General features: G+C 68.6%; 11 protein-coding genes. 8 read left to right on the forward strand and 3 right to left on the reverse strand.

All coding sequences use genetic code 11. The features are described from left to right. Positions 1 to 32 precede the first annotated feature (32 nt). The 6 genes from KEG38_RS03230 (at position 33) to KEG38_RS03255 (ending at position 13,415) form a co-directional block, all read left to right on the forward strand. Positions 33 to 4,172, forward strand: coding sequence for a transglutaminase-like domain-containing protein (locus tag KEG38_RS03230; protein ID WP_272417489.1), 4,140 nt, complete (start codon positions 33 to 35; stop codon positions 4,170 to 4,172). Next, on the forward strand, positions 4,169 to 4,786 hold the full coding sequence (locus KEG38_RS03235; protein WP_272417490.1) for a DUF924 family protein: 618 nt from the start codon (positions 4,169 to 4,171) through the stop codon (positions 4,784 to 4,786). Before KEG38_RS03230 ends, KEG38_RS03235 begins: the two co-directional genes overlap by 4 nt. A gap of 107 nt (positions 4,787 to 4,893) precedes the next feature. Further along, a complete protein-coding gene (locus tag KEG38_RS03240; RefSeq protein WP_272417491.1) occupies positions 4,894 to 7,506 on the forward strand; it encodes a CehA/McbA family metallohydrolase in 2,613 nt (870 codons plus the stop codon). A 270-nt stretch (positions 7,507 to 7,776) separates the two neighbouring features. Next, positions 7,777 to 10,275: an ATP-binding protein gene (locus tag KEG38_RS03245; protein ID WP_272417492.1), complete on the forward strand. Its 2,499-nt coding sequence runs from the start codon at positions 7,777 to 7,779 to the stop codon at positions 10,273 to 10,275. Positions 10,276 to 10,312: 37 nt separating this feature from the next. Next, on the forward strand, positions 10,313 to 10,951 hold the full coding sequence (locus KEG38_RS03250; protein WP_272417493.1) for an RNA polymerase sigma factor: 639 nt from the start codon (positions 10,313 to 10,315) through the stop codon (positions 10,949 to 10,951). A gap of 4 nt (positions 10,952 to 10,955) precedes the next feature. Then, a complete protein-coding gene (locus tag KEG38_RS03255; RefSeq protein WP_272417494.1) occupies positions 10,956 to 13,415 on the forward strand; it encodes a serine/threonine-protein kinase in 2,460 nt (819 codons plus the stop codon). Here the strand turns inward: KEG38_RS03255 and KEG38_RS03260 are convergent. The 3 genes from KEG38_RS03260 to KEG38_RS03270 all read right to left on the reverse strand — a co-directional run bounded on the left by KEG38_RS03260 (position 13,402) and on the right by KEG38_RS03270 (position 16,560). Next, entirely contained in the window at positions 13,402 to 14,040 is a 639-nt protein-coding gene (locus KEG38_RS03260) for a hypothetical protein (protein WP_272417495.1), read from the reverse strand. The two genes, KEG38_RS03255 and KEG38_RS03260, sit on opposite strands and share 14 nt — an antisense overlap. Positions 14,041 to 14,068: 28 nt before the next feature. Next, on the reverse strand, positions 14,069 to 15,277 hold the full coding sequence (locus KEG38_RS03265) for a DUF3455 domain-containing protein (protein WP_272417496.1): 1,209 nt from the start codon (positions 15,275 to 15,277) through the stop codon (positions 14,069 to 14,071). A 185-nt stretch (positions 15,278 to 15,462) separates the two neighbouring features. After that, complete coding sequence (locus KEG38_RS03270; protein WP_272417497.1) at positions 15,463 to 16,560, reverse strand: WD40/YVTN/BNR-like repeat-containing protein; 1,098 nt, start codon at positions 16,558 to 16,560, stop codon at positions 15,463 to 15,465. Between the two features lie 139 nt (positions 16,561 to 16,699). On the opposite strand from KEG38_RS03270, the gene KEG38_RS03275 reads away from it, so the two are divergent. Continuing rightward, positions 16,700 to 18,325, forward strand: coding sequence for a tetratricopeptide repeat protein (locus KEG38_RS03275; protein WP_272417498.1), 1,626 nt, complete (start codon positions 16,700 to 16,702; stop codon positions 18,323 to 18,325). A 15-nt stretch (positions 18,326 to 18,340) separates the two neighbouring features. Continuing rightward, positions 18,341 to 18,655, forward strand: a complete 315-nt coding sequence (locus KEG38_RS03280; protein ID WP_272417499.1) for an Mpo1-like protein — start codon at positions 18,341 to 18,343, stop codon at positions 18,653 to 18,655. Positions 18,656 to 18,718 lie beyond the last annotated feature (63 nt).

Genomic DNA, 18,718 nt, shown 5'->3' on the forward strand with positions numbered 1-18,718 from the left:
CCCGACGTGCCGCGCTATGCATCGATGTACCCATGGAAAGGTCTTCGAGCGCGCAGGCCATCGGCGAGGGAACACGACGTCTGCGCGCCGGGGCGTCGTGGAAGAGGGGCATCGCGTGGGTGATCACGCTGGGGCTCGTCTCGAGCACGGCGCTCGCGCAATCGCCCGGGAAAAAGGCCGATCCCGCGACGACGAAGAAACCCGCCGCAGGCGTCCAGGACAAGAACAAGGGCGCCCAGGACAAGGACAAGGGCGTCCAGGACAAGAACAAGGGCGTCCAGGACAAGGACAAGGGCGTCCAGGACAAGGACAAGGGCGTCCAGGACAAGAACAAGGGCGTCCAGGCGTCCTTGCCGAAGGCGCCTTCGCGGTGGACGGCGGCGCAGCCGGATCCGATGGTGGATCTCGGGATCCAGCGCGCGACGGCAGGCGGGCCGGATGCGCTCGCGGGGTTGCTCGTGGCGACGACGCTGGATGAGCGCGCGACATTCGGAAAAGTGCGCGGAGCGCTGCGCTCGGTGGCCACGACGAAGTCGCCGGTCGCGGGGGATGCGCGGGCGCTCGCGGCGTGGTTGACGCCGAACCCGGCGGGGCCTGCGTGGGCTTCCTCGAAGACGATTTCGTACGACGTCGCGCCCGACACGAGTGGGCTCGTGCGGTCCTTTGCGATCCTCGGTCCGTTCCAGGACAAGGGCGAAGGGATTCGCGACAAGGAAGGCCCGGAGGCACCGGGGCAGAAATTCAACGACACGTCGGCGCGGTACTCGTGGGGCGTCTACGACGTCGCGTGGCGGCGCATCCTGCCGCAGTCGTCGACGTGGCGTGGGGTTCCGCTCGATCTCTACGTGCATCCGCGTGCCGAGAGCTGCACGTATCTCGCGTCGAAGGTCGTCTTCCCGAACCCGCCCGCGGGCCAGGCGCAGAAGCCCGTGGTCGTGCATGTCGCGTCGACGGGCAAGGTGCGGCTGCTCTGGGACGGCGCCGATGTCGCGATGAGCGAGGAAGTGCATCCGCGGCTCGTGCTGGATCGGCTGGCCGCGCGGATCGAGCCAGCGCCCGGGCCGCATCTCGTCGCGGTGAAGGTCTGCTCGGGCGCGACCTCGGACGAGGGGCGCGTGCGCTTGCGGTTCACGGATGAAGCGGGCGCGGCGATCACGGTGTCGTCGTCGTCGGACATCACGAGCGTGACGCTGCCGGTTGTCGCCGAGAAGAAGCCGGGGAAAGCGCAGAAAGCGGATCCGGCGAAGGAGGCGCGGGTCGCCGCGGAGATCAAGCCGCCGAAGGGCGTGACGCGGGCCAAAACGCAGCTCGAGGTGGGGCTCGACGTGGGCGCGAATCCGAGTCCGGATGCAGCGCTGCGGGCGGCGATCCTGCGGACGCTCGGGGGCGCGGAGGACGCGCGTTCGCCGCGTGCGCCGGGGCTGCTCGAAGCGGCGCTCCGAGGCAAGGACACGTCGCCCGACGTGCTCGCGCTCGCGGGGTACGTCTCGCCGTTCGGCGCGGAGCGGAGCGAGCGGCTGAACCTCGCGTTCGAGCGCGGCAAAGCGGCGAACGACGAGGCGACGGCGGCGTTCGCGCAGCGGCGGCTTTTCGAATCGTCGCTCGCGGCGCGTTATCCCGACTGGGCGCTCGCGCGCGTCCGCGAGGCGCCGCTCGCGACCGCGACGGACCTCGAAGCGCGCCTGCTCAAGATCGCGGGGCGCTCGCAGATGGGCGCGCAGGGCGCGTACCGGGCGCATCGGGACGAGCTGATGGCGATGACGGGCGAGGAGCGCGGGCGCGCGCCGACGGCCGTGTGGGCCGAGCTCTCCTCGGTGACACGCGCCGATCCGCAGACGGCGCTCGTCGCGGCGCGCAAGCTCGTGGAGCAGCGCGCGGGCGCGCGGGATAGCCGTTACGTGTCGGCGTTCCGGGTGCAGGGCGGCGCGGAGCTCGAGCGCGCCGCGGCCGAGAGCCTCGCGCATCAGCGATCGGCCGACGAGCTCGTGGCGATCGGGCGGCAGCTGCTCGACGCGGGCCGGAACGCATGGGCGCGCGAGGTGTTTTACGTGGCGACCTTGCTCTCGCCGAACAAGGCGTCGGCATTCGATGGGCTCGCGGCGGCGCGCAAAGCGGTGCTCGCGGACGAGGTGCGGCTGGGCAAACCGCCGTCGGAGCCGGCGGAGCGCGTGACCGAGGCGCTCTCGCGCGCGCTCGCGCTCGAGCCCACGGATCAGCAACGCAAGGCGGAGATCGCGCTCCGCACGCGCATGCCGCAGGGCAAGACGGCGATGCCCGACGAGCAGGCGATCGTGCAGCCGAGCGTCTTCCTCGCGCGGGCCAAGGCGAACCCGGCGAAGAAGGGCGAGGTCTTCGATCGGCAGCTCCACTGGACGCGCGTCGTGACGTACCACCCGGATCGGCGCGTCTCGCAGCTCATGCATTACGCGCGGGAAATCGTGGTCGAGCCGCGCACGGAGATGGACCTCTTCGAGCCGGACATCCCGGCCGAGGGCGATCGCACGGAGCTGCTCTTCGCGCGTGTGCACCGGAAGGACGGCTCGATCGCGCTGCCCGAGGAGCAAGGCGGCGGCGGGCGCGGCGCGTACGTGCGCTGGCCGAAGCTTTCGTCGGGCGACGTCGTCGAGATCGCGGTGCGCTCGTGGACGCGGGATCCCGTGGGTCGTCGCGGCGATGCACCGTTCTACTTCATCGACTACGTCGGCTCGATGGATACGCGGCCGATCCTGTTCAACGAGGTCATCGTGGACTCGCCCGCGGCTTCGCCGCTCGCCGTCGACGTGATCAATGGCAAGGCCGATCGAGCGGAGACGAAGACCGTCGGCGATCGCGTGGTCCAGCGGTTCGTATGGGACAACCCGACGAACGTGCGTGACGAGCCACTCGCGCCGCCGATCGCGGAGACGGTGCCGGTCGTCGTGGGCTCGACGTTCGCGGGCTGGGGCGATTTCCGCACCTGGTACAAGAGCGCGGTCGAGGGTTTTTCCACGCCTGACGAGCGCATCAAGGAACTCGCGGCCGAGCTCACGAAGGGCAAGAAGACGCGCGACGAGAAGATCCGCGCGGTCTTCGACTACGTCGCCGACTCGATCAGATACGTGAACTACGTCTCGGGGGAGGCGTGGCTTCCGAACCGCCCGCAGATCTCGCTCGCGCGCAAGCAAGGCGACTGCGACGACAAGGCGATGCTGCTCATCACGCTGCTCAAGGCGATCGGCATCGAGGCGACCGAGGTGCTCGTGCAGACGCGCTACACGGGGCAGTCGATGCTCCTGCGCAGCGAGAAGGTCGCGGTGCCGATGTTCGATCACGGCATCGCGTACCTGCCCGCGAAGGACGGCGCGCCGGCGATGTGGCTCGACGCGACGAGCCCGCAGAGCCGCCTCGGCCCGCTGCCGGCGATGGATGCGCGCACGCTCGCGTTCTTCATCGACGACGGCCCCGCGAAGATGATCGAGACGCCCGCGAGCTCGCCCGACGATCACGGCATCGACGCCGAGTGGCGGATCGAGCTCGACGTCCAGGGCCGCGGCAAGCTCACCGCGAACGAGCGGCACGTCGGCGACGCGGCCTTCGAGGCGCGCACGAACCTCGTCGAGCCGGACGCGCGCAAGCAATGGGCCGAGACGTACCTCACGGGCAAGTGGGTGCCCGGCGTGGAGCTCAAGGGCGAGGTCGGCTTCGACGGTGCGCTGCCGGGCGGCGCGGCGAAGCTCTCGTACGAGGCGACGAGCCAGGGCATCGCGCGGCGTGAAGGGAGCGAGCTCGTGGTGCCGGTGAGCGACACGGCGACGCTCACGTCGCAGCTCGCGCCGCTCTCGTCGCGCACGCTTCCGGTCGTGCTGCCGCCGTTCCTCGCGCCGCGGCATGAGACACGCGCGATCACGATCGTGCCGCCCGAGGGCTACGTCTTCGCGGAGCTGCCGCCGGGCGGCGAAGAGGCGGGCGGCGAGTTCGGGCGCGCGAAGATCGAGTTTTCTCCGGGCGAGGGAGGCGCGGTCGTCGTGAAGCGCACGCTCGTGTTCGACATGTCGACGATCCCGGTCGACAAGTACACGAAGTGGCGCGCGTGGTTGCAGCGGGTCGATGGCCTGATGCACCGGGTCGTGCGGCTCGTGCCAGGAGACGCGAGCAAGACGGCGCCGCAGAAGACGGCAGAGAAGGCGCGATGAGCGGCGAGGGGGGCCCGGCCGAGATCTCGAACGTCCTTTCGGCGTGGTTCGGCCCCGATGCGGACGACGCCACGATCGTGAAGCGGCAGCACGCGCTCTGGTTCGTTCGGAGTGACGCCACGGATCGATTCCTGCGCGAAACGTTCGGCGATCTCGTCGCGCGCGCCCTGCGCGGCGAGATCACTTCATGGGGCGAGACGCAGCGCGGCCGGCTCGCGCTCCTCGTGGTCTGTGATCAACTCACCCGGAACATCTTTCGCGGCACGCCGCGCGCGTTCGAGGGTGATCCCCTCGCGCTCGCCACGTCGCGGGCGATGATTGCGGCGGACGAGGATCTCCGGCTTCGGCCCATCGAGCGGCTCTTCGTGTACTTGCCGCTCGAGCACGCCGAGGACCTTGCCGTGCAGAACCTCGCGGTCGCGCGGTTCGAAAAACTCCTCGACGTCGTGACCGGGGAGGCGCGGGGCGCCTTCGCGGCGTACTTCGATTACGCCGTGCGGCATCGCGACATCATCCAGCGCTTCGGCCGCTTCCCGCACCGCAACGTGATCCTCGGGCGCGCCTCGACCGACGAGGAGATCGCGTTCTTGAAGGAGCCCTTCTCTTCATTTTGAGCCCAAACGTTCGGCTTGCGCTTCGTCTTTGGGGGCTTCACAAGGCCGTCACCGAAACGTAAGACTTATCCATTGAGGTCGGGCATTCCGCCTCGCGAGGAGGTCTCATGCGTTGTCCTTCGCTTGCCGCGCCTTCCTTCCGTGCACTTCTCTGCGTGCTCGTCCAGGTGCCCCTCGTCGCTGCGTGCAGCGGCCCCGACGAGGAGCCCCCGCCGGACGGGAATTGCGACGCCTTGGCCTTCGAGGCCGGCGACCCGAACGGGCACAAGGATCCGTTCGGCGCCAAGGCGGCGGGGCAGGCGCGCGCGGGCCGGGTCACCGACCTTTCGGGCATCGCGCAGCCGGGGCATGGCCGGCAGCAGATCGAGCCGGGGGATTTTGTCCTCGCGAACGACAAGATTGTCGTTTTCATCGAGGATAAAGATTTTTCGGATGGGTATGCGCGTTTCGGCGGCGAGATCCTCTCGGTCGACAAGGCGAACGCCGACGGGAAGCCCACGGGGGTCTCGAAGTACAACGAGACGCTGACGGGGCTCTCGATCGAGATGATCGATCCGACGAGCGTCACGGTGCTGAAGGACGGCGCGGACGGCGGCGAGGCCATCGTGCGGGTCGCGGGCAAGCTCTCGAAAATCCCGTTCATGCAGGGGCCGCTCTCGTATCTGTTCCCGCGGACGTACGAGGTCGAGGCGGCCTACGATTACGTGCTCCGGCCGGGGGAGGAGCGCGTGACGATGCGCATGGGCCTCGTCAACAAGACGAACGAGCCCATCGATCTCGGCGTCGAACGGCCGGATCCGGACGAGCTCCTCGGCTTCTTCCATTACTCGAACGCGCAGCTCGTCACGCCCGAGTCCGGCTTTGCGGAGCCCTCGGGCCGCGTCGCGTGGGCGGGCTTCGACGGCGGCGATTTCGGCTTTGCGTTCCGCATTCCGGGCCACGAGCTCGCGTATGGCCTGACGGTCAGTGGTTTTTCCCTCTTTTACGGCCCTGGATTCGTCGTGGATGCTTGCTCGGCGAAGACGATCGATCGGGCGGAGATCATCGCGGGCGGTCCCGATTACGACGGCCTGCGCGAGGCGGTGCGGCGTGTCTCGGGCGAGGCGCCGTGGCGCGAGATCAAGGGGACGGTCGAGGACGCGCAGGGCAAGGGCATCGTGGGCGCGTGGCTGCACGCGTTGAGCCCGGAAGGCGAGTATTTGAGCCGGACGCGGACAGACTCGTTCGGGGCGTTCGTGGTGCACGTGCCGCCGGGCGCGCCCGTGACGCTCGTGCCGCAAAAGCAAGGATATGCGCCGCACGCGGGCTTCGGGGTCGGCGCGGACGAGGCGACGGCGACCATTCCGCTCGATCCGAACGGCACGATTCACGTGGTCGCGAAGGAGACGGCTTCGGGCGCGGCGCTGCCGGTGCGCGTGCAGGTCGTGCCGAAGGACGCGCTCGCCGGAACGCCCGAGGCATTCGGCGTGCTCGACGAGGCGAATGGGCGATTGCACCAGGTCTTCGCGATGGACGGCAATGCGACGGTGTCGGTGCCGCCGGGCGAGCACACGGTGATCGTATCGCGCGGCTACGAATGGGAGCTGCTCACGACGGACGTGACGGTCGCGGCGGGCGAGACGCTGGAGGTCCCGGCGAACCTCGCGCATTCGGTCGACACGACGGGCGTGATGTGCGCCGATTTTCACATTCATTCGCAGTTCTCGGCGGATTCGAATGATCGGTTCGAGCACAAGTTGCGGGGGGCGATCGCGGACGGGCTCGACATTCCCGTGTCGAGCGAGCACGAGTGGGTCGCGGATTTCCAGCCCATGGTCCAGAACATGGGCCTCACGCAATGGGCGTTCGGCATGGCGTCGGAGGAGCTCACGACGTTCACGTGGGGTCATTTCGGAGTCGTGCCGATGACGCCGGACCCGAAGAAGGCGAACAACGGCGCGGTCGACTGGATCGGGAAGGACCCGAAGGACGTCTTCGCGCTGGTGCGCGCGTTGCCCGACAACCCCGTGCTCATCGTGAATCACCCGAGCGGCGGCGGATTTGGCGCGTATTTCAGCGCCGCGGCGCTCGATCGGAAGACCGGCAAGGGCCGGGACGGGTTCTGGAGCGACGATTTCGACGCGATCGAGGTCTTCAACGACTCCGATTTCGAGGCGAACCGGGATGAGTCGATCGCGGATTGGTTCGCGCTGCTCGAGGCGGGGATGACGGTCTGGGCCGTGGGGAGCTCCGACAGCCACCATGTGCGGACGAGCCCGGTGGGGTATCCGCGGACGTGCCTATCGTTCGGGCACGACGATCCGACGAAGCTGACGAAAGAGCTGGTGCGCGACGCGGTCGCGAGCGGCGGGTCGACGATCAGCGGCGGCCTGTTCATGACGGCGACGGGCCCGAACGGCGAATCACCCGGGCAAATGGTGCAGACCGGCGCGGGCGGGATGGCGACGTTCACGCTGACGATCGAGGCGGCGAGCTGGGTGGATGCGAGCATGCTGGAGACGATCGTGAATGGAAAGACGCTATCGACCGAGGCGCTGGTCCCGGTGGATGGCTGGGCCGGTCCGTCGAAAAAATTCGTCAATCAGGTCACGGTGACGCTGGATCCGTCGCGTCCGCGGAACTGGGTGCTATTCCATGCGAAAGGCGGCGGCGATCTCGCTCCGCTGCATCCAGGGAGGCGGCCGTTCGCGGCGTCGAATCCGTTCTTCTTGAAACCGTGAAGCGGCCGCTCGGGCCGACCACAGTCCGTTCCTGACGAATCTGTCCGGCGGCCTGAAAACAAGCGGAACGGGAGATGTTCGTCTCCACGTGGATGTAGGCGCCGTATATACTGAGCCTGCATTATGCCCCCATATCGTCACCGTGGCGCCCTCGGTCTTCGAGGTGTACCGGGATTACCCGTGGGTCCCCAAGGCCGCGCGGCGAGCGCTCGCCGGGGAGTGCGTGCGCACGGTTGGGGAGTTCCAGGGCGCCTGGTACGAGGTTCATACATGCCGCTTCAATTACCGGAGACCAAGAGCTCGGGCGTGCTCGGCGTCGCCACGGACATCACGGCGCGCAAGCGCGCGCAGGAGGCCCTCGAGCAACAACAAGCCGTGCTCAAGTACGTCATCGCGAACGTCCCTCACGCCATCTTCTGGAAAGATCGCCAGGGTCGGTTTCTGGGCGCAAACCAGAATTTTTTGAATGATACGGGCACGAAGACGCTGGAGAACCTCGTCGGAAAGACCGATTACGACATCTGGAGCCGGCGCGAGGACGCGGACGGGTTCGTCAAGGTCGACCGCGAGGTGATGGAGAGCGGTACGCCCATCCTCGATATCGAAGAGCCCGTCCTCCGCACGGACGGATCGCATCGGACACTGCTCACGAGCAAGGTTCCGCTCCGCGACGAGCAAGGCGAGGTGACGGGGCTCCTCGGCATTTACGCGGACATCACCGAGCGCAAGCAGATGGAGATCGATCTCCAGAAAGCGAAAGAGGCGGCGGACGATGCGGCCCGCGCCAAGGGGCAGTTTCTCACGGTGATGAGCCACGAGCTGCGTACGCCGCTCGCGTTGATTCTGGGCCCGCTCGCGTCGCTGCTTTCGAAGGGCGAGAGCGATTGCGAGCCCATCTCGCCGCGGGTGCGCACGGATCTCGAGCGCATCCAGCGCAACGCGCGCAGGCTCCATCGCCTCGTCGACGATATCCTCGATCATCAGAAGATCGAGGCCGGCAAATTCACGGTCGACTGGGAGGCCGTCGACGCCGCCGAGCTTTGCGCCGATATCGTCGACGCCGCGCGTCCCTCGGCCGAGCGCGCCGGTGTCGAGCTCTCGCTCACGGCCCTGGTCCGGGAGCCGGTCCCGCTCGATCGGCGTAAATTCGAGAAGATCGTGCTGAACTTGCTCGGCAATGCCTTGAAGTTCACCCCGGAGGGGGGGAGCATCGTGGTGCGTTTGCACAAGGTCGGCGCCGAGCTCGAGCTTTCGGTCGAGGATACGGGGCCGGGCATTCCGGCGGACAAGCAACATTTGCTTTTTCAGCGATTCCAGCAGATCGACGCCTCGGCGACGCGCAAGCACGAAGGGACGGGCGTCGGGCTCTCGCTCGTCAAAGAGCTCGCGGAGCTCATGGGTGGGAAGGCCTTCGTGGAGAGCGCGGTCGGCATCGGCTCGCGATTTTTCGTCAGGCTCCCGTGGGCCGCCGACCGCGTCAGCGCGCCAGAGCTCGCGCCCGAGCCCAAGGATGCACGGTTGCCCGCGCCCCACGCGGGCCATTTCGAGGCGGCCGCGCCGACGACGCCCGTGGCGTTCGCTCGGTACGTCCCGACGAACGCGCACCGCCCGCGTGTGCTCGTGGCCGAGGACAACCCGGACATGGGGTCATACCTGGTGGATATCCTCTCCGCCGAATTCGACGTCGAGCTCGTGACGAATGGCCGCGCCGTGCTCGAAGCCGTGGAGGCGAGGCGGCCCGAGGTCATCGTGTCGGACGTGATGATGCCCGAGATGGATGGCTTCGAGCTCGTCCGTCGGCTCAAACAAGATTCCGCGTTGCGGGATATTCCGGTCATCCTCTTGACGGCCCGGGCCGGGCACGCCGCGGCGGCCTGGGGCCTCGATACCGGCGCGGACGATTACCTGGGCAAACCGTTCGATCCGGCCGAGCTCGTGGCGCGCGTGCGCGCGGCCGAGCGTCTGCATCGTGTGCACGCGGAGCTATGCGAGAAAAACCGCGAGCTCGCGCGGACGTTGGAGAGGCTCTCGGAGACGCAGGAGGAGCTCGTGCAGGCGGGAAAGATGGCCGCGGTGGGCACCATGCTCGCGGGCCTCTCGCACGAGATCAACAATCCGCTCGCCATCATCCTGATGAATGCGCAGCTCTCGCTTCGAAGGCTCGGCGCGACAGAGGGGCCGAACCTCGACGAGGCCGCGCTCCGCAAGTCGCTGCGCACCATCGAATCGCACGCGACGCGCTGCTCGGGCCTCGTGCACACGCTGCTCGACTATTCACGCGGCCATCCGACGGGCCAGGAGCCGTGCGACGTGCGGGCAGCGCTCGACCGCGTGCTCGAATTCACCACGGCGCAGGCGCGCGCGCGCGGGGTTCGTCTCGATGTATCGCAGGATTCCGGGGCGCCGCCGGCGGTGCACGCGAACATGGCGCAGCTCGACGCGGCGCTGCTCAACGTGGTCGGCAATGCGCTCGACTCGGTCTCCGAGGGCGGCGCCGTCTCCGTCCTCGCGCGGCCGCGGCAATGGGGGGAGGACACCACGCCCGGCGTGGAGATCGAGGTGCGCGACAACGGATGTGGGATTCCCGCCGAGAACCTCGATCGCATTTTCGACCCCTTCTTCACCACGAAGCCGCCGGGGCAGGGGACGGGCCTCGGGCTCACGCTCACGCAAAGGTTTGTCACGGACCATGGTGGACGTCTCCACGTGACGAGCAAGCTCGGCGAGGGGACGACGGTCCGCATGTGGCTGCCGGCCGTGCCAATGTAGTCGCGTTTTCTCGAAAATGGTGTATCCTCGGACGAGCATGGAGGCACGGAAGCGCGACGATCTGGAGTCCGAGGCGAGGATCCTTTGCGAACGCGGGGACTTCGAGGGGGCCGCGACCGTCGCGTTGAAGGCGTACGGCGCCGAGGTCTACACGTTCCTCGGGGCGCGGCACCAGGACCGCGGCGAGCAGGACGACGTATTCGCGCAGTTCGCCGAGGCGCTCTGGAAGAGCCTGCCGAGCTTCGCCTGGATGTCTTCGCTCCGCACGTTCGTGTATGCCGTCGCGCGACGAACGTCCCTCTACCATCGCCGCGAGGCGCATCGGCGGCGCCAGCGCGAGGCGCCGCTCGACGGCGGATCCGTGGTGTCGCGCGTCGCCGCCGCGATTCGCAGCGCGACCACGCCGCTCGAGCGCTCCGAGGTGAAGAGCCGCATCGCCGAGCTCCGCGCCGAATTGCCCGAGGAGGACCAGGAGCTACTCGTGCTGCGCGTGGATCGGCAGCTCTCGTGGCTCGAGCTCGCGGAGGTCCTGCGCGGCGAGGACGAGGCGCCGCTCGAAGGCGAGGCGCTGAAGCGTGAAGCCGCGCGGCTCCGGAAGCGATTTCAGCTCGTCAAGGACGCACTCCGCGAGCGGGCGCGCCGCGAGGGGTTGATCCCCGAGGATGACGATCGGTGACGGAATGAATTCTGCGGCCGGCGAATCGCTCGAATCGCTCGAATCGCTCGAATCGCTCGATCTCGAAGGGCTCGACGACGTCGGCGAGTCGGACGCATTTCTGCGGGCCGCCGCGCACGTGAGCGGGGTGTTGCCGCTGCCGCAATTCGCGCGGGAAGGCGCGTGGATCGCGGGGCGATATCGGCTCGAGGGGCGCCTCGGGCGCGGTGGGTATGGCGAGGTGTGGGACGCGCACGATCGCCTGTCGGGCGAGCGTGTCGCATTGAAGATCCTGCGGCCCGGGACGGGGGAGCTCGCCGCGCGCGCTTGCCGGGAGGTCGCATCGCTCCGGCTCCTCCGGCTCCCCGGGATCGTGCGGCTCATCGACGAGGGAATCGAGGACGAGCATCCGTTCGTCGTGATGGAACGCGCGGAGGGCGTGCCTTTTCCGGGCGTGGCCGTGCCCTGCACGTGGGCCGCGCTCGAAGGGCCACTCGTAAAACTCTGCGAGGCGCTCGCGCGGGTGCACGCCGTGGGTCTCTTGCATCGGGATCTCAAGCCGGGCAATGTGCTCGTCGACGGGGCGGGGCGGCCGACGATTCTCGATTTCGGGCTCTCGTGCCTGAGCGCGGCGACGGCCGAGCGAATCACGGGCGTGGGGATGCTCGTGGGCACGGCGGCGTATCTCGCGCCGGAGCAGATCGCCGAGCTGCCGCTCTCCGCGCGGACGGATCTCTATGCGGTCGGCGTGATGGCGTTTCATGCGCTCACGGGCCGATTTCCGCATGCGTCGGAGAATCTCGCGGAGCTTTTGCGCGGAAAACTCACGGAGCGGCCGCCCGCGCTCGCGTCGCTCGTGGAGGGGGGGCCCGCGCATGTCGCGGCCGTCGTGGATCGGCTGCTCGCCACGGATTCCGACGAGCGCCCGCGCTCGGCCGCCGAGGTCGCCGAGGTTTTTCGGGGAGGGTGCGTTTCGCGAACACCGTCGGCCGTACACGCAATCATCGCATCCGACAAACCCATCGAGGAAGCGGACCTGCGAGCGCTTTTCGCGGGCCCGGATCGGCTGCTGCACCTGCGGGAGGATGCGGCGCTGCTTTTGTTTTCGCGCACCGGCGGGGATCCGGCCCGGATCGAGCAGGAAATCGAGGCCTGGATGGGCGCGGGGCTCTGCCGGTGGGATGGGGATTTGCTGGCGATGAACCGCGAGGCGATCGACGCGCTCGAAACGCCGGTGCGGCTCGCGAGCATGCTCGTGGCCGAGGGCGCACAGCCGGCGCTCACCATTGCGAAAGAGGCGATGGCATCGGCGGCCGCGCTCGCGGCGGAGGGGCGGCTCGCGCGGGCCGTTCTCCATCTCGAAGAGGGGCTTCGGGCGTTGCGAGGTCTTTCGGAAGTGCCCGCGGACGCCTTCGATCGATTGCACTCGCAATGGGTCGAGATCGCGCTCACCGAGGGGTCGCCGCAGGGGCTCGATCGTGCGCTGTACGAGCTGTGCCGGCCGGGGCCGGGGACAGAGCTCACGCGCGCGCTCGAGCGGCTCGTGCGCGTGGCGCTCGCGGTGAATGCATGGACCGAGCGCGCGGCCGAGCTCGCGGAGGGTTTGCCGTCGCTTTCGGATCCACGCCTCGAACGATTGCGTTACGGGGTGCGGGTGCTCGCGGCGCGGCGCGTGTCGCTCGCGCGCGAGGAGGCGGTGCTCGAAGAGGCGCGGGCCTGGGCTTTGGCCAGCGGGGATCGCGCGGCGCGGGCGGCGCACGCGGCGTGGCTCGGCAGGCTCAGGTATTGTCAGAATCGATTCGAGGAGGCCGCGCGGCTCGAAGAGGAGGCGGCGGAGGGTACGCCCTTTCGATCGATGGAGATCGCGGCGCGGCTGGATGCGGCGTCGGCGTGGATGGAGGCGTTTCAACTGGAGCGCGCGGCCGTGGGCGCGGCGGTGGCCACGGAGCTCGCGCGGAGGTTCCGGCTGCCCATGCTCGAAGCGAGGGCTGCGTGGCTGCGCCGCTGCATCGATTATCGCGCAGGGAAGACGGACGGCGAGGGGCCGGACGAGGAGCTCGTGGAGGCCGCGTCGCGGCTCGGGAGCCTGCACGTCGAGGGTCTCGTTTCGGTCGCGGAGGCGGCGGTTTCGTATCGGAAAGGGGATGCCGAGGCCACGCGGGCGCTCGCCGGGCGGGCATTTCGGTGTTTTTCCGGGACGGGGCATCCGCTCGGGAGATTGCTCGCGGGGGCCTTGCTCGTCGCGGCGGGGGAGCGTTTGTCCGAGGAGAACGTCGAGGTGATCCTCGCGAAGGCGCGCGCCTGTCCGGTGCCGAGCGTGGGGATCCAGGTGCTCGCGTTGCTCGCGGAGGGCGGGGTTTCCGTGGAGGTGGAGCAGGCGGCGCTTTCCGAGATGGCGAGCACGGTGCCGGCGGAGCATGCGTCGCGCCGGCTCGATGTGCTCTCGATCGAGGAGGCCCTCGCGCGTTTGATTACATCGAGGTGATGACGACCGCGCTGCACTCGAACTCGTGGCGCGCGTACGCCACCCCAGTGGGCACGCAATCGAGGGCGGACGCGGCGCCGCTCACGAAGCGCAGGGTATACTGCCCACCGGACGTCCCCGGGGCACGATACGCGGGATGTGTGCCTCCGGCCTCGTAAAGGAACCAGCTCTCCGTGGGCAGCCCGCCGGACCTCGACTGCACGTCGACATATCCCACAGTATACTCAACCTGCTCGAGGCGGAAGACGCCCCAATCGATCTGCCCGTTGACGGCCGGGGCATTCGATCTCGCGATCGAGGAGAGCGGCGGGATGGCCACGATCGACGAGGCGACGACGCTGGTCGGCACGCTCCGGGCCTTCCACTCGTGGACGTCGAACGGGCTGCTCACGGCGCCCTCGTAGACGAAATCGAATGTGACGACGGGCGCGCTCGCGAATCGCTTGCCCGGGTCGGCGGCGAGCCGCCGCTGGCTGGGCGCCGTGTAGATGGCATACGTCGACGACCCCGCGGGGACATTGAGGTAGAGCCAATAATACTGGAGACCGTCCACCACCGCGAGCTTCCCGACCTCCTTGCCGTTCTGCTTGATCTGGTACTTCCCGACCTCGATGTGCATGACCATGGCATTCACCGTCCTTTCCGCGAGATAATCAGGGTACACAAGTCTTGGAGATGGTGCACTGCCCGCCGCAACCATAAAGCCACTGATTCTCCTTCACACAGTCCGGGTCCGGCACGCCGCAGTTGCAGTGGCAGCCGTCATTTCCATTGTAGTACGAGGGCGCGCATACCCAGCCCGCGGGCGCCGTGGGGGCGGCGTAGAAGTAGTAGTCCGCCGTGTAGTCGACCCAGACGAGCTGGTTCCGGTTGCCCGCGCTGCACGTCGTGGCCGGCGCCTTGCCGGATGCCGTGTTGACGCGCTGGATGAACGCGATCGGCGAGAACACGCCGCTGCCCGAGCGCTCGATGACCTCGATCTTGAGCCAGGGGATCGCATTCGGATCGGGCGACGGGACCTCGGAGACCTTCCGCCCGCGGATGGTGCTGCCGTCATTGCCGCGCCATTGCGGGCCGGCATAATGGTGGCCGAGCACGTCGAAGGGCGCGTGCGGGTCGAGCAGCACGGCCGAGGGCGCCGAGAGGACCCATTGCGAGCCGTCGCAGACGTAGATCTGGTGCCCCTTCGCGGCCATCTTGTGGACGAGGGGGTAATTCGAGGGGACCGCGATCGACGGATCCGTCGCCGGCGCGCCGAGCAAGCGCTGCATGTACACGTACACGGCGTCCGTGGCCGGATAGGGCGCGTAATTCACGACCATCCAGGGGCCGAACGAGATCTCCGAGAAGTACGCGGCGAACCGACCGGCGTCGTCGCCGGACCAGTAACTCATGGGATACTTGCCACCGTTCTCGCGGCGCCAGTCCCACGGGAGCGAGAAGCCGGTGGTGCCGGCGGCTTCGTGACCCACGGTCATCAAGCAGAGGACCTCACCGCCGAGATTCGGCTGCGAGTAGATGAGGAGCCCCTTCGACGTGCAATTCGCCGCGTTGCTCTGCACCGTGAGCGCCTGCGCAGACGTGCCCACGTCGTCCTCGCCCTGCGCCGCGGGAGCGGAGCCCGCGGGCGCGCCGGGGCGCTTCGCCGTGAGCGCCGCGAATTCACGCGCATCCATGTCGACGACCTTCTCGGTCTGCTCGCCATTGTCGTCGTGATCGAGGACCGTGATCCGGATCCTTGTGGTCTGCTCGGCGAGGTCGTCGCCTTCGAGATCGCCGGGGAATGCGCCCTGGTCGACGCAAGCGCCGAGGGCGAGGGGGAGGACGAAGAGGGAAAGCGAGAGCGAGGCCGTGATGCGCATGATGGAATCCTCCGTCCGGCACGCCGCCGTCGGCGTGGCCGCAGAAAAGGTCGGGGAGCGCAGGCGAAGCGCGGCGCGGGGCCGCATCGTCCTGCCGTTCGACCGGTGGTTGCGGAGGTTCCGGGATGTGAAGGAAAAAAATGGGGGGTCAGCGGGGGCTCGGGATCACCTCGGGTGATCCGTCGTCACCTCCGCCGCACCAGGCTCCCCTTCTGCCCGGCTTCGAGCGTCCCTTCGCCGACCAGGAACAACTCGGTGCTTCCCTTGCCCCAGATGCCCTGGATCGCCGCGGCGCCGTGCGGCCAGTTGAGCTCGTCTTTCCAGGTCTTGCCGCCGTCCGTCGTGTGCTGGAACTGCTGGTTTCTGCCGACCACGTAGAGGTCGCCCTTGCCGACCACGCGAATGCCGAGGAGCTCGTCGCCGTCGAAGCTCCCGATCGATTTCCAGCTCGCCGCGCGATCATTCGATTCGTATACCGTGCCCTTCGCGCTCACCGCGTACAGGTAATCGACGCTCGCCCCGTCGATTTGCCGGAGCGGGGAGTCGAGCGAGTCCACCGGCAGCTTCGACCAGAGGTGCCCGCCGATCTTCGATTGCAGCACGATCGGCGCGCCGTCCTTGCTCGCCTGGCCGACCACGTAAATGTCGTCCGCGCCGCTGCCCCAGACGTCGTAGAGCGTGCCGACCACGCCGCTATTGTCTTTCGTCCACGTCTTTCCGCCGTCCGTGGTGTTCAGGATGTTTCCATCGCCGCCCACGACGTAGACGTCGTCGCGGCCGCTCCCCCAGACCGCCATGAAAAACGTGCCCGTGATCGGGATCTTTTGCGGCGACCACGTGATGCCGCCGTCCGTCGAGTGCATGATCGCATTGCCGCCCACGACGTAGATGTCGTCCGGGCCGCTGCCCCAGACGCAACGCAGCCACGCGTCCTTCGGCGAGGCCTGACGCGTCCAGTTGATGCCGGCGTCCTCGCTGCGCAGGATCGTCCCGCCGCCGCCGACGGCGATCACGAGCTTGTCGAGGCCCCAGATACCGCTCAGCGTATCGACGTAGTTGCCGCGCTGCCCCACCCACGCCGAGGCCGCGGCGTCGGGCAGGGTGAGCGTCAGCGGGCCGAGCGCAGGGCCGTCGTCCTCGGGCTCCGTGGCTTCGGTGTTCGCATTCGTGACGGGCTTCGGTTTGGTCTGCGTCTGCTGACCGCCGCACGCAGAGGCGAGGAGGACGACTGCGAGCCCCGCGTGCGGGACGGAACGAAGAAATCGAGTGACTCGGCGCGCCATGAGGTGTTCGTAGGGTAGGCCAAGGTGGGCGAGGGCGTAAAGGTTCGCGTGTGCGAGAGGCCCACGCGGCTGTGATGGTGATAAGGTTCGCCAGGAGCCGGAAAGCCGCTCGAGGGCGGCTCTCGCGCGTCATGAACCGATGACAGGCTGGGGACAGGGAGAACAACCGGCGCCGAAAGCACCGGCGATCCGCGGCGAAGTGGCGTGGGAGTACCTCCGCGACCGCCTCGACAACGTGATCGGATTCTGGGTCGGCTTCGTGTTTACCCCCGTACCGGCGGAGCTGCGCACGCTGCGCGAGCGGGTCGAGCGACACGTGACCGGCGAGAATCACGCGATGGTGACGCTCGTGCCGAGCACGCCGGAAGAGCTGCTCGGCCTGCCCACGCGGCTGCTCGAGGATCGCAGCCTCGCGAACGCATCGCTCGTGTGGATCGAGGCGCTCCACGCCGAGGCGCCCGGCGCGCCCGAGACGCCGTGGACGCGCGCGTGGGAGCAGACGGTGATCGAGATCGAGGCGCTCTTCGAGGAGCTGCGCGGTGTTCTGCTCGGAGGGATCGTGCTCGCCGCGCCGCCGGGCGTCGTGGATCCCGTGTCGAAGGCCGCGCCAGATCTCTGGCAAGTGAAGGCGATGTCGTTCCTGATCACGCCGCGCAATGCGGGCGCGGTGCGGCCGAGCACGCCGCTGCCGGTGCGCGGCGGGACGCGACCGTCGACGAGCTCGATGCGCGTCGCGCCGGTCGATCCGGACGACCTCGTGGCGATCTCGCAGAGCCCGGAGCGGCTCAAGGCCTGGCAAGCCGAGAACTCGGCGCGCACGTCGAGTCCGCCGATGCCCGCGGCGTCGTTCCCGCCCGCGACGCTGGGCTCGCGGCCGACGCCGCCGCCTCCGCCGCCGCGACCCGAGGTGATTCGCGCGCATGCGCTCGTCGACGCGGCCGAAGGGTTCTTGCGGCAAGGTCGGCTGCAGGACGCGAAGGACGCGGCCGACGAGGCGGCGACGCTGCTCCGCGTGCGAGGGGATGCGCTCGACGAGGCGCGCGTCTTCGCGGTGCTCGCGGCGATCGCGACGGAGAACGAGGATCTGTCGCGCGCGGCGGTGCACGTGCAGAAGGCGCTCGCGATGTACGGAGCGCGGATGCCGGGGCAGGTGCCGCCGGCCTGGTATTGCCTGGCGGCGCGGATTGCGCGGGAGCGGCGCGAACACGTGGCGGCGTCGCGCTTCGAGGAGCTCGCGCTCGGTGCGATCCGCGCGATGCGACAAGGCGACGAGGGGCCGGATGCCCTGTTCGAGCTCTCGGACGCGCTCGAGCGGATCGGGGATGCGCGGCTCGCCGCGAACAAGCCGGCGGACGCGGCGGTGGCGTTCTCGGAGTGTCTCTTGCTGCGGCGCCGGGTCCTTTCGGCGATGGGAGAGGGACCGGAGGCGCTCGGCGAGGTGTCGTATTCGCTGAAGCGACTCGCGGACGCGTGTGTGCACGCGAGCGACGTCATCGGCGCGGTCGCGGCGTATCGCGAGGCCGTGGCGATCGATCGGAAGCTTTACGCGCAGAGCGGGAAGAACGCGGAGGTGCGTTACCAGCTCGCCGATTCGCTGTGGCGGTTTGGGGACGCGCTCACGTCGAGCGGCGAGGCGTCCGAGGGCGCGGCGGTGAGCGAGGAGGCGACGCAACTGCTCGCGGGCGCGGAGCCGCCTTCGGGGCCTCCGTCGCGGATCTTCGGTCCGGGGTCACGGAGGGGGCAGCGCGCGGGTCGCTCGTGGTAGGCTCCGCGCCCGACCATGATTTCCCTGAACGCCGAGTGGACCCGTCTCCTCCACAAGTACCAGGACGATCACCGCGATCCGCGCAACCAGGCTTGCCACAAGATCGGCATCCCCCTCATCGCGATGAGCTTCCCCGTGGGCGCGACGCTCGTCGGCCTGCCGCTCGCGGGGGCATTGTTCACCGTGGGCTGGGGTTTCCAGTTCGTGGGGCACGCGTTCGAAGGGAAAAAACCTTCGTTCGTGGACGACAAGCGGAGCCTGGTCATCGGGCTGCTCTGGTGCATGGAGAAGTACGGCCTTCGCGTGTACGAAGAATCTCCGGCCGCCTAGCAGCCTGCGCGTGACCTCGCCGCGCGTGCCAAGCGCGCGTGGATGAGGCAGCATGGAGCCCGC

Origin of the sequence: Polyangium jinanense (assembly GCF_028435265.1) — a bacterium.
Classification (GTDB): domain Bacteria; phylum Myxococcota_A; class Polyangia; order Polyangiales; family Polyangiaceae; genus Polyangium; species Polyangium jinanense.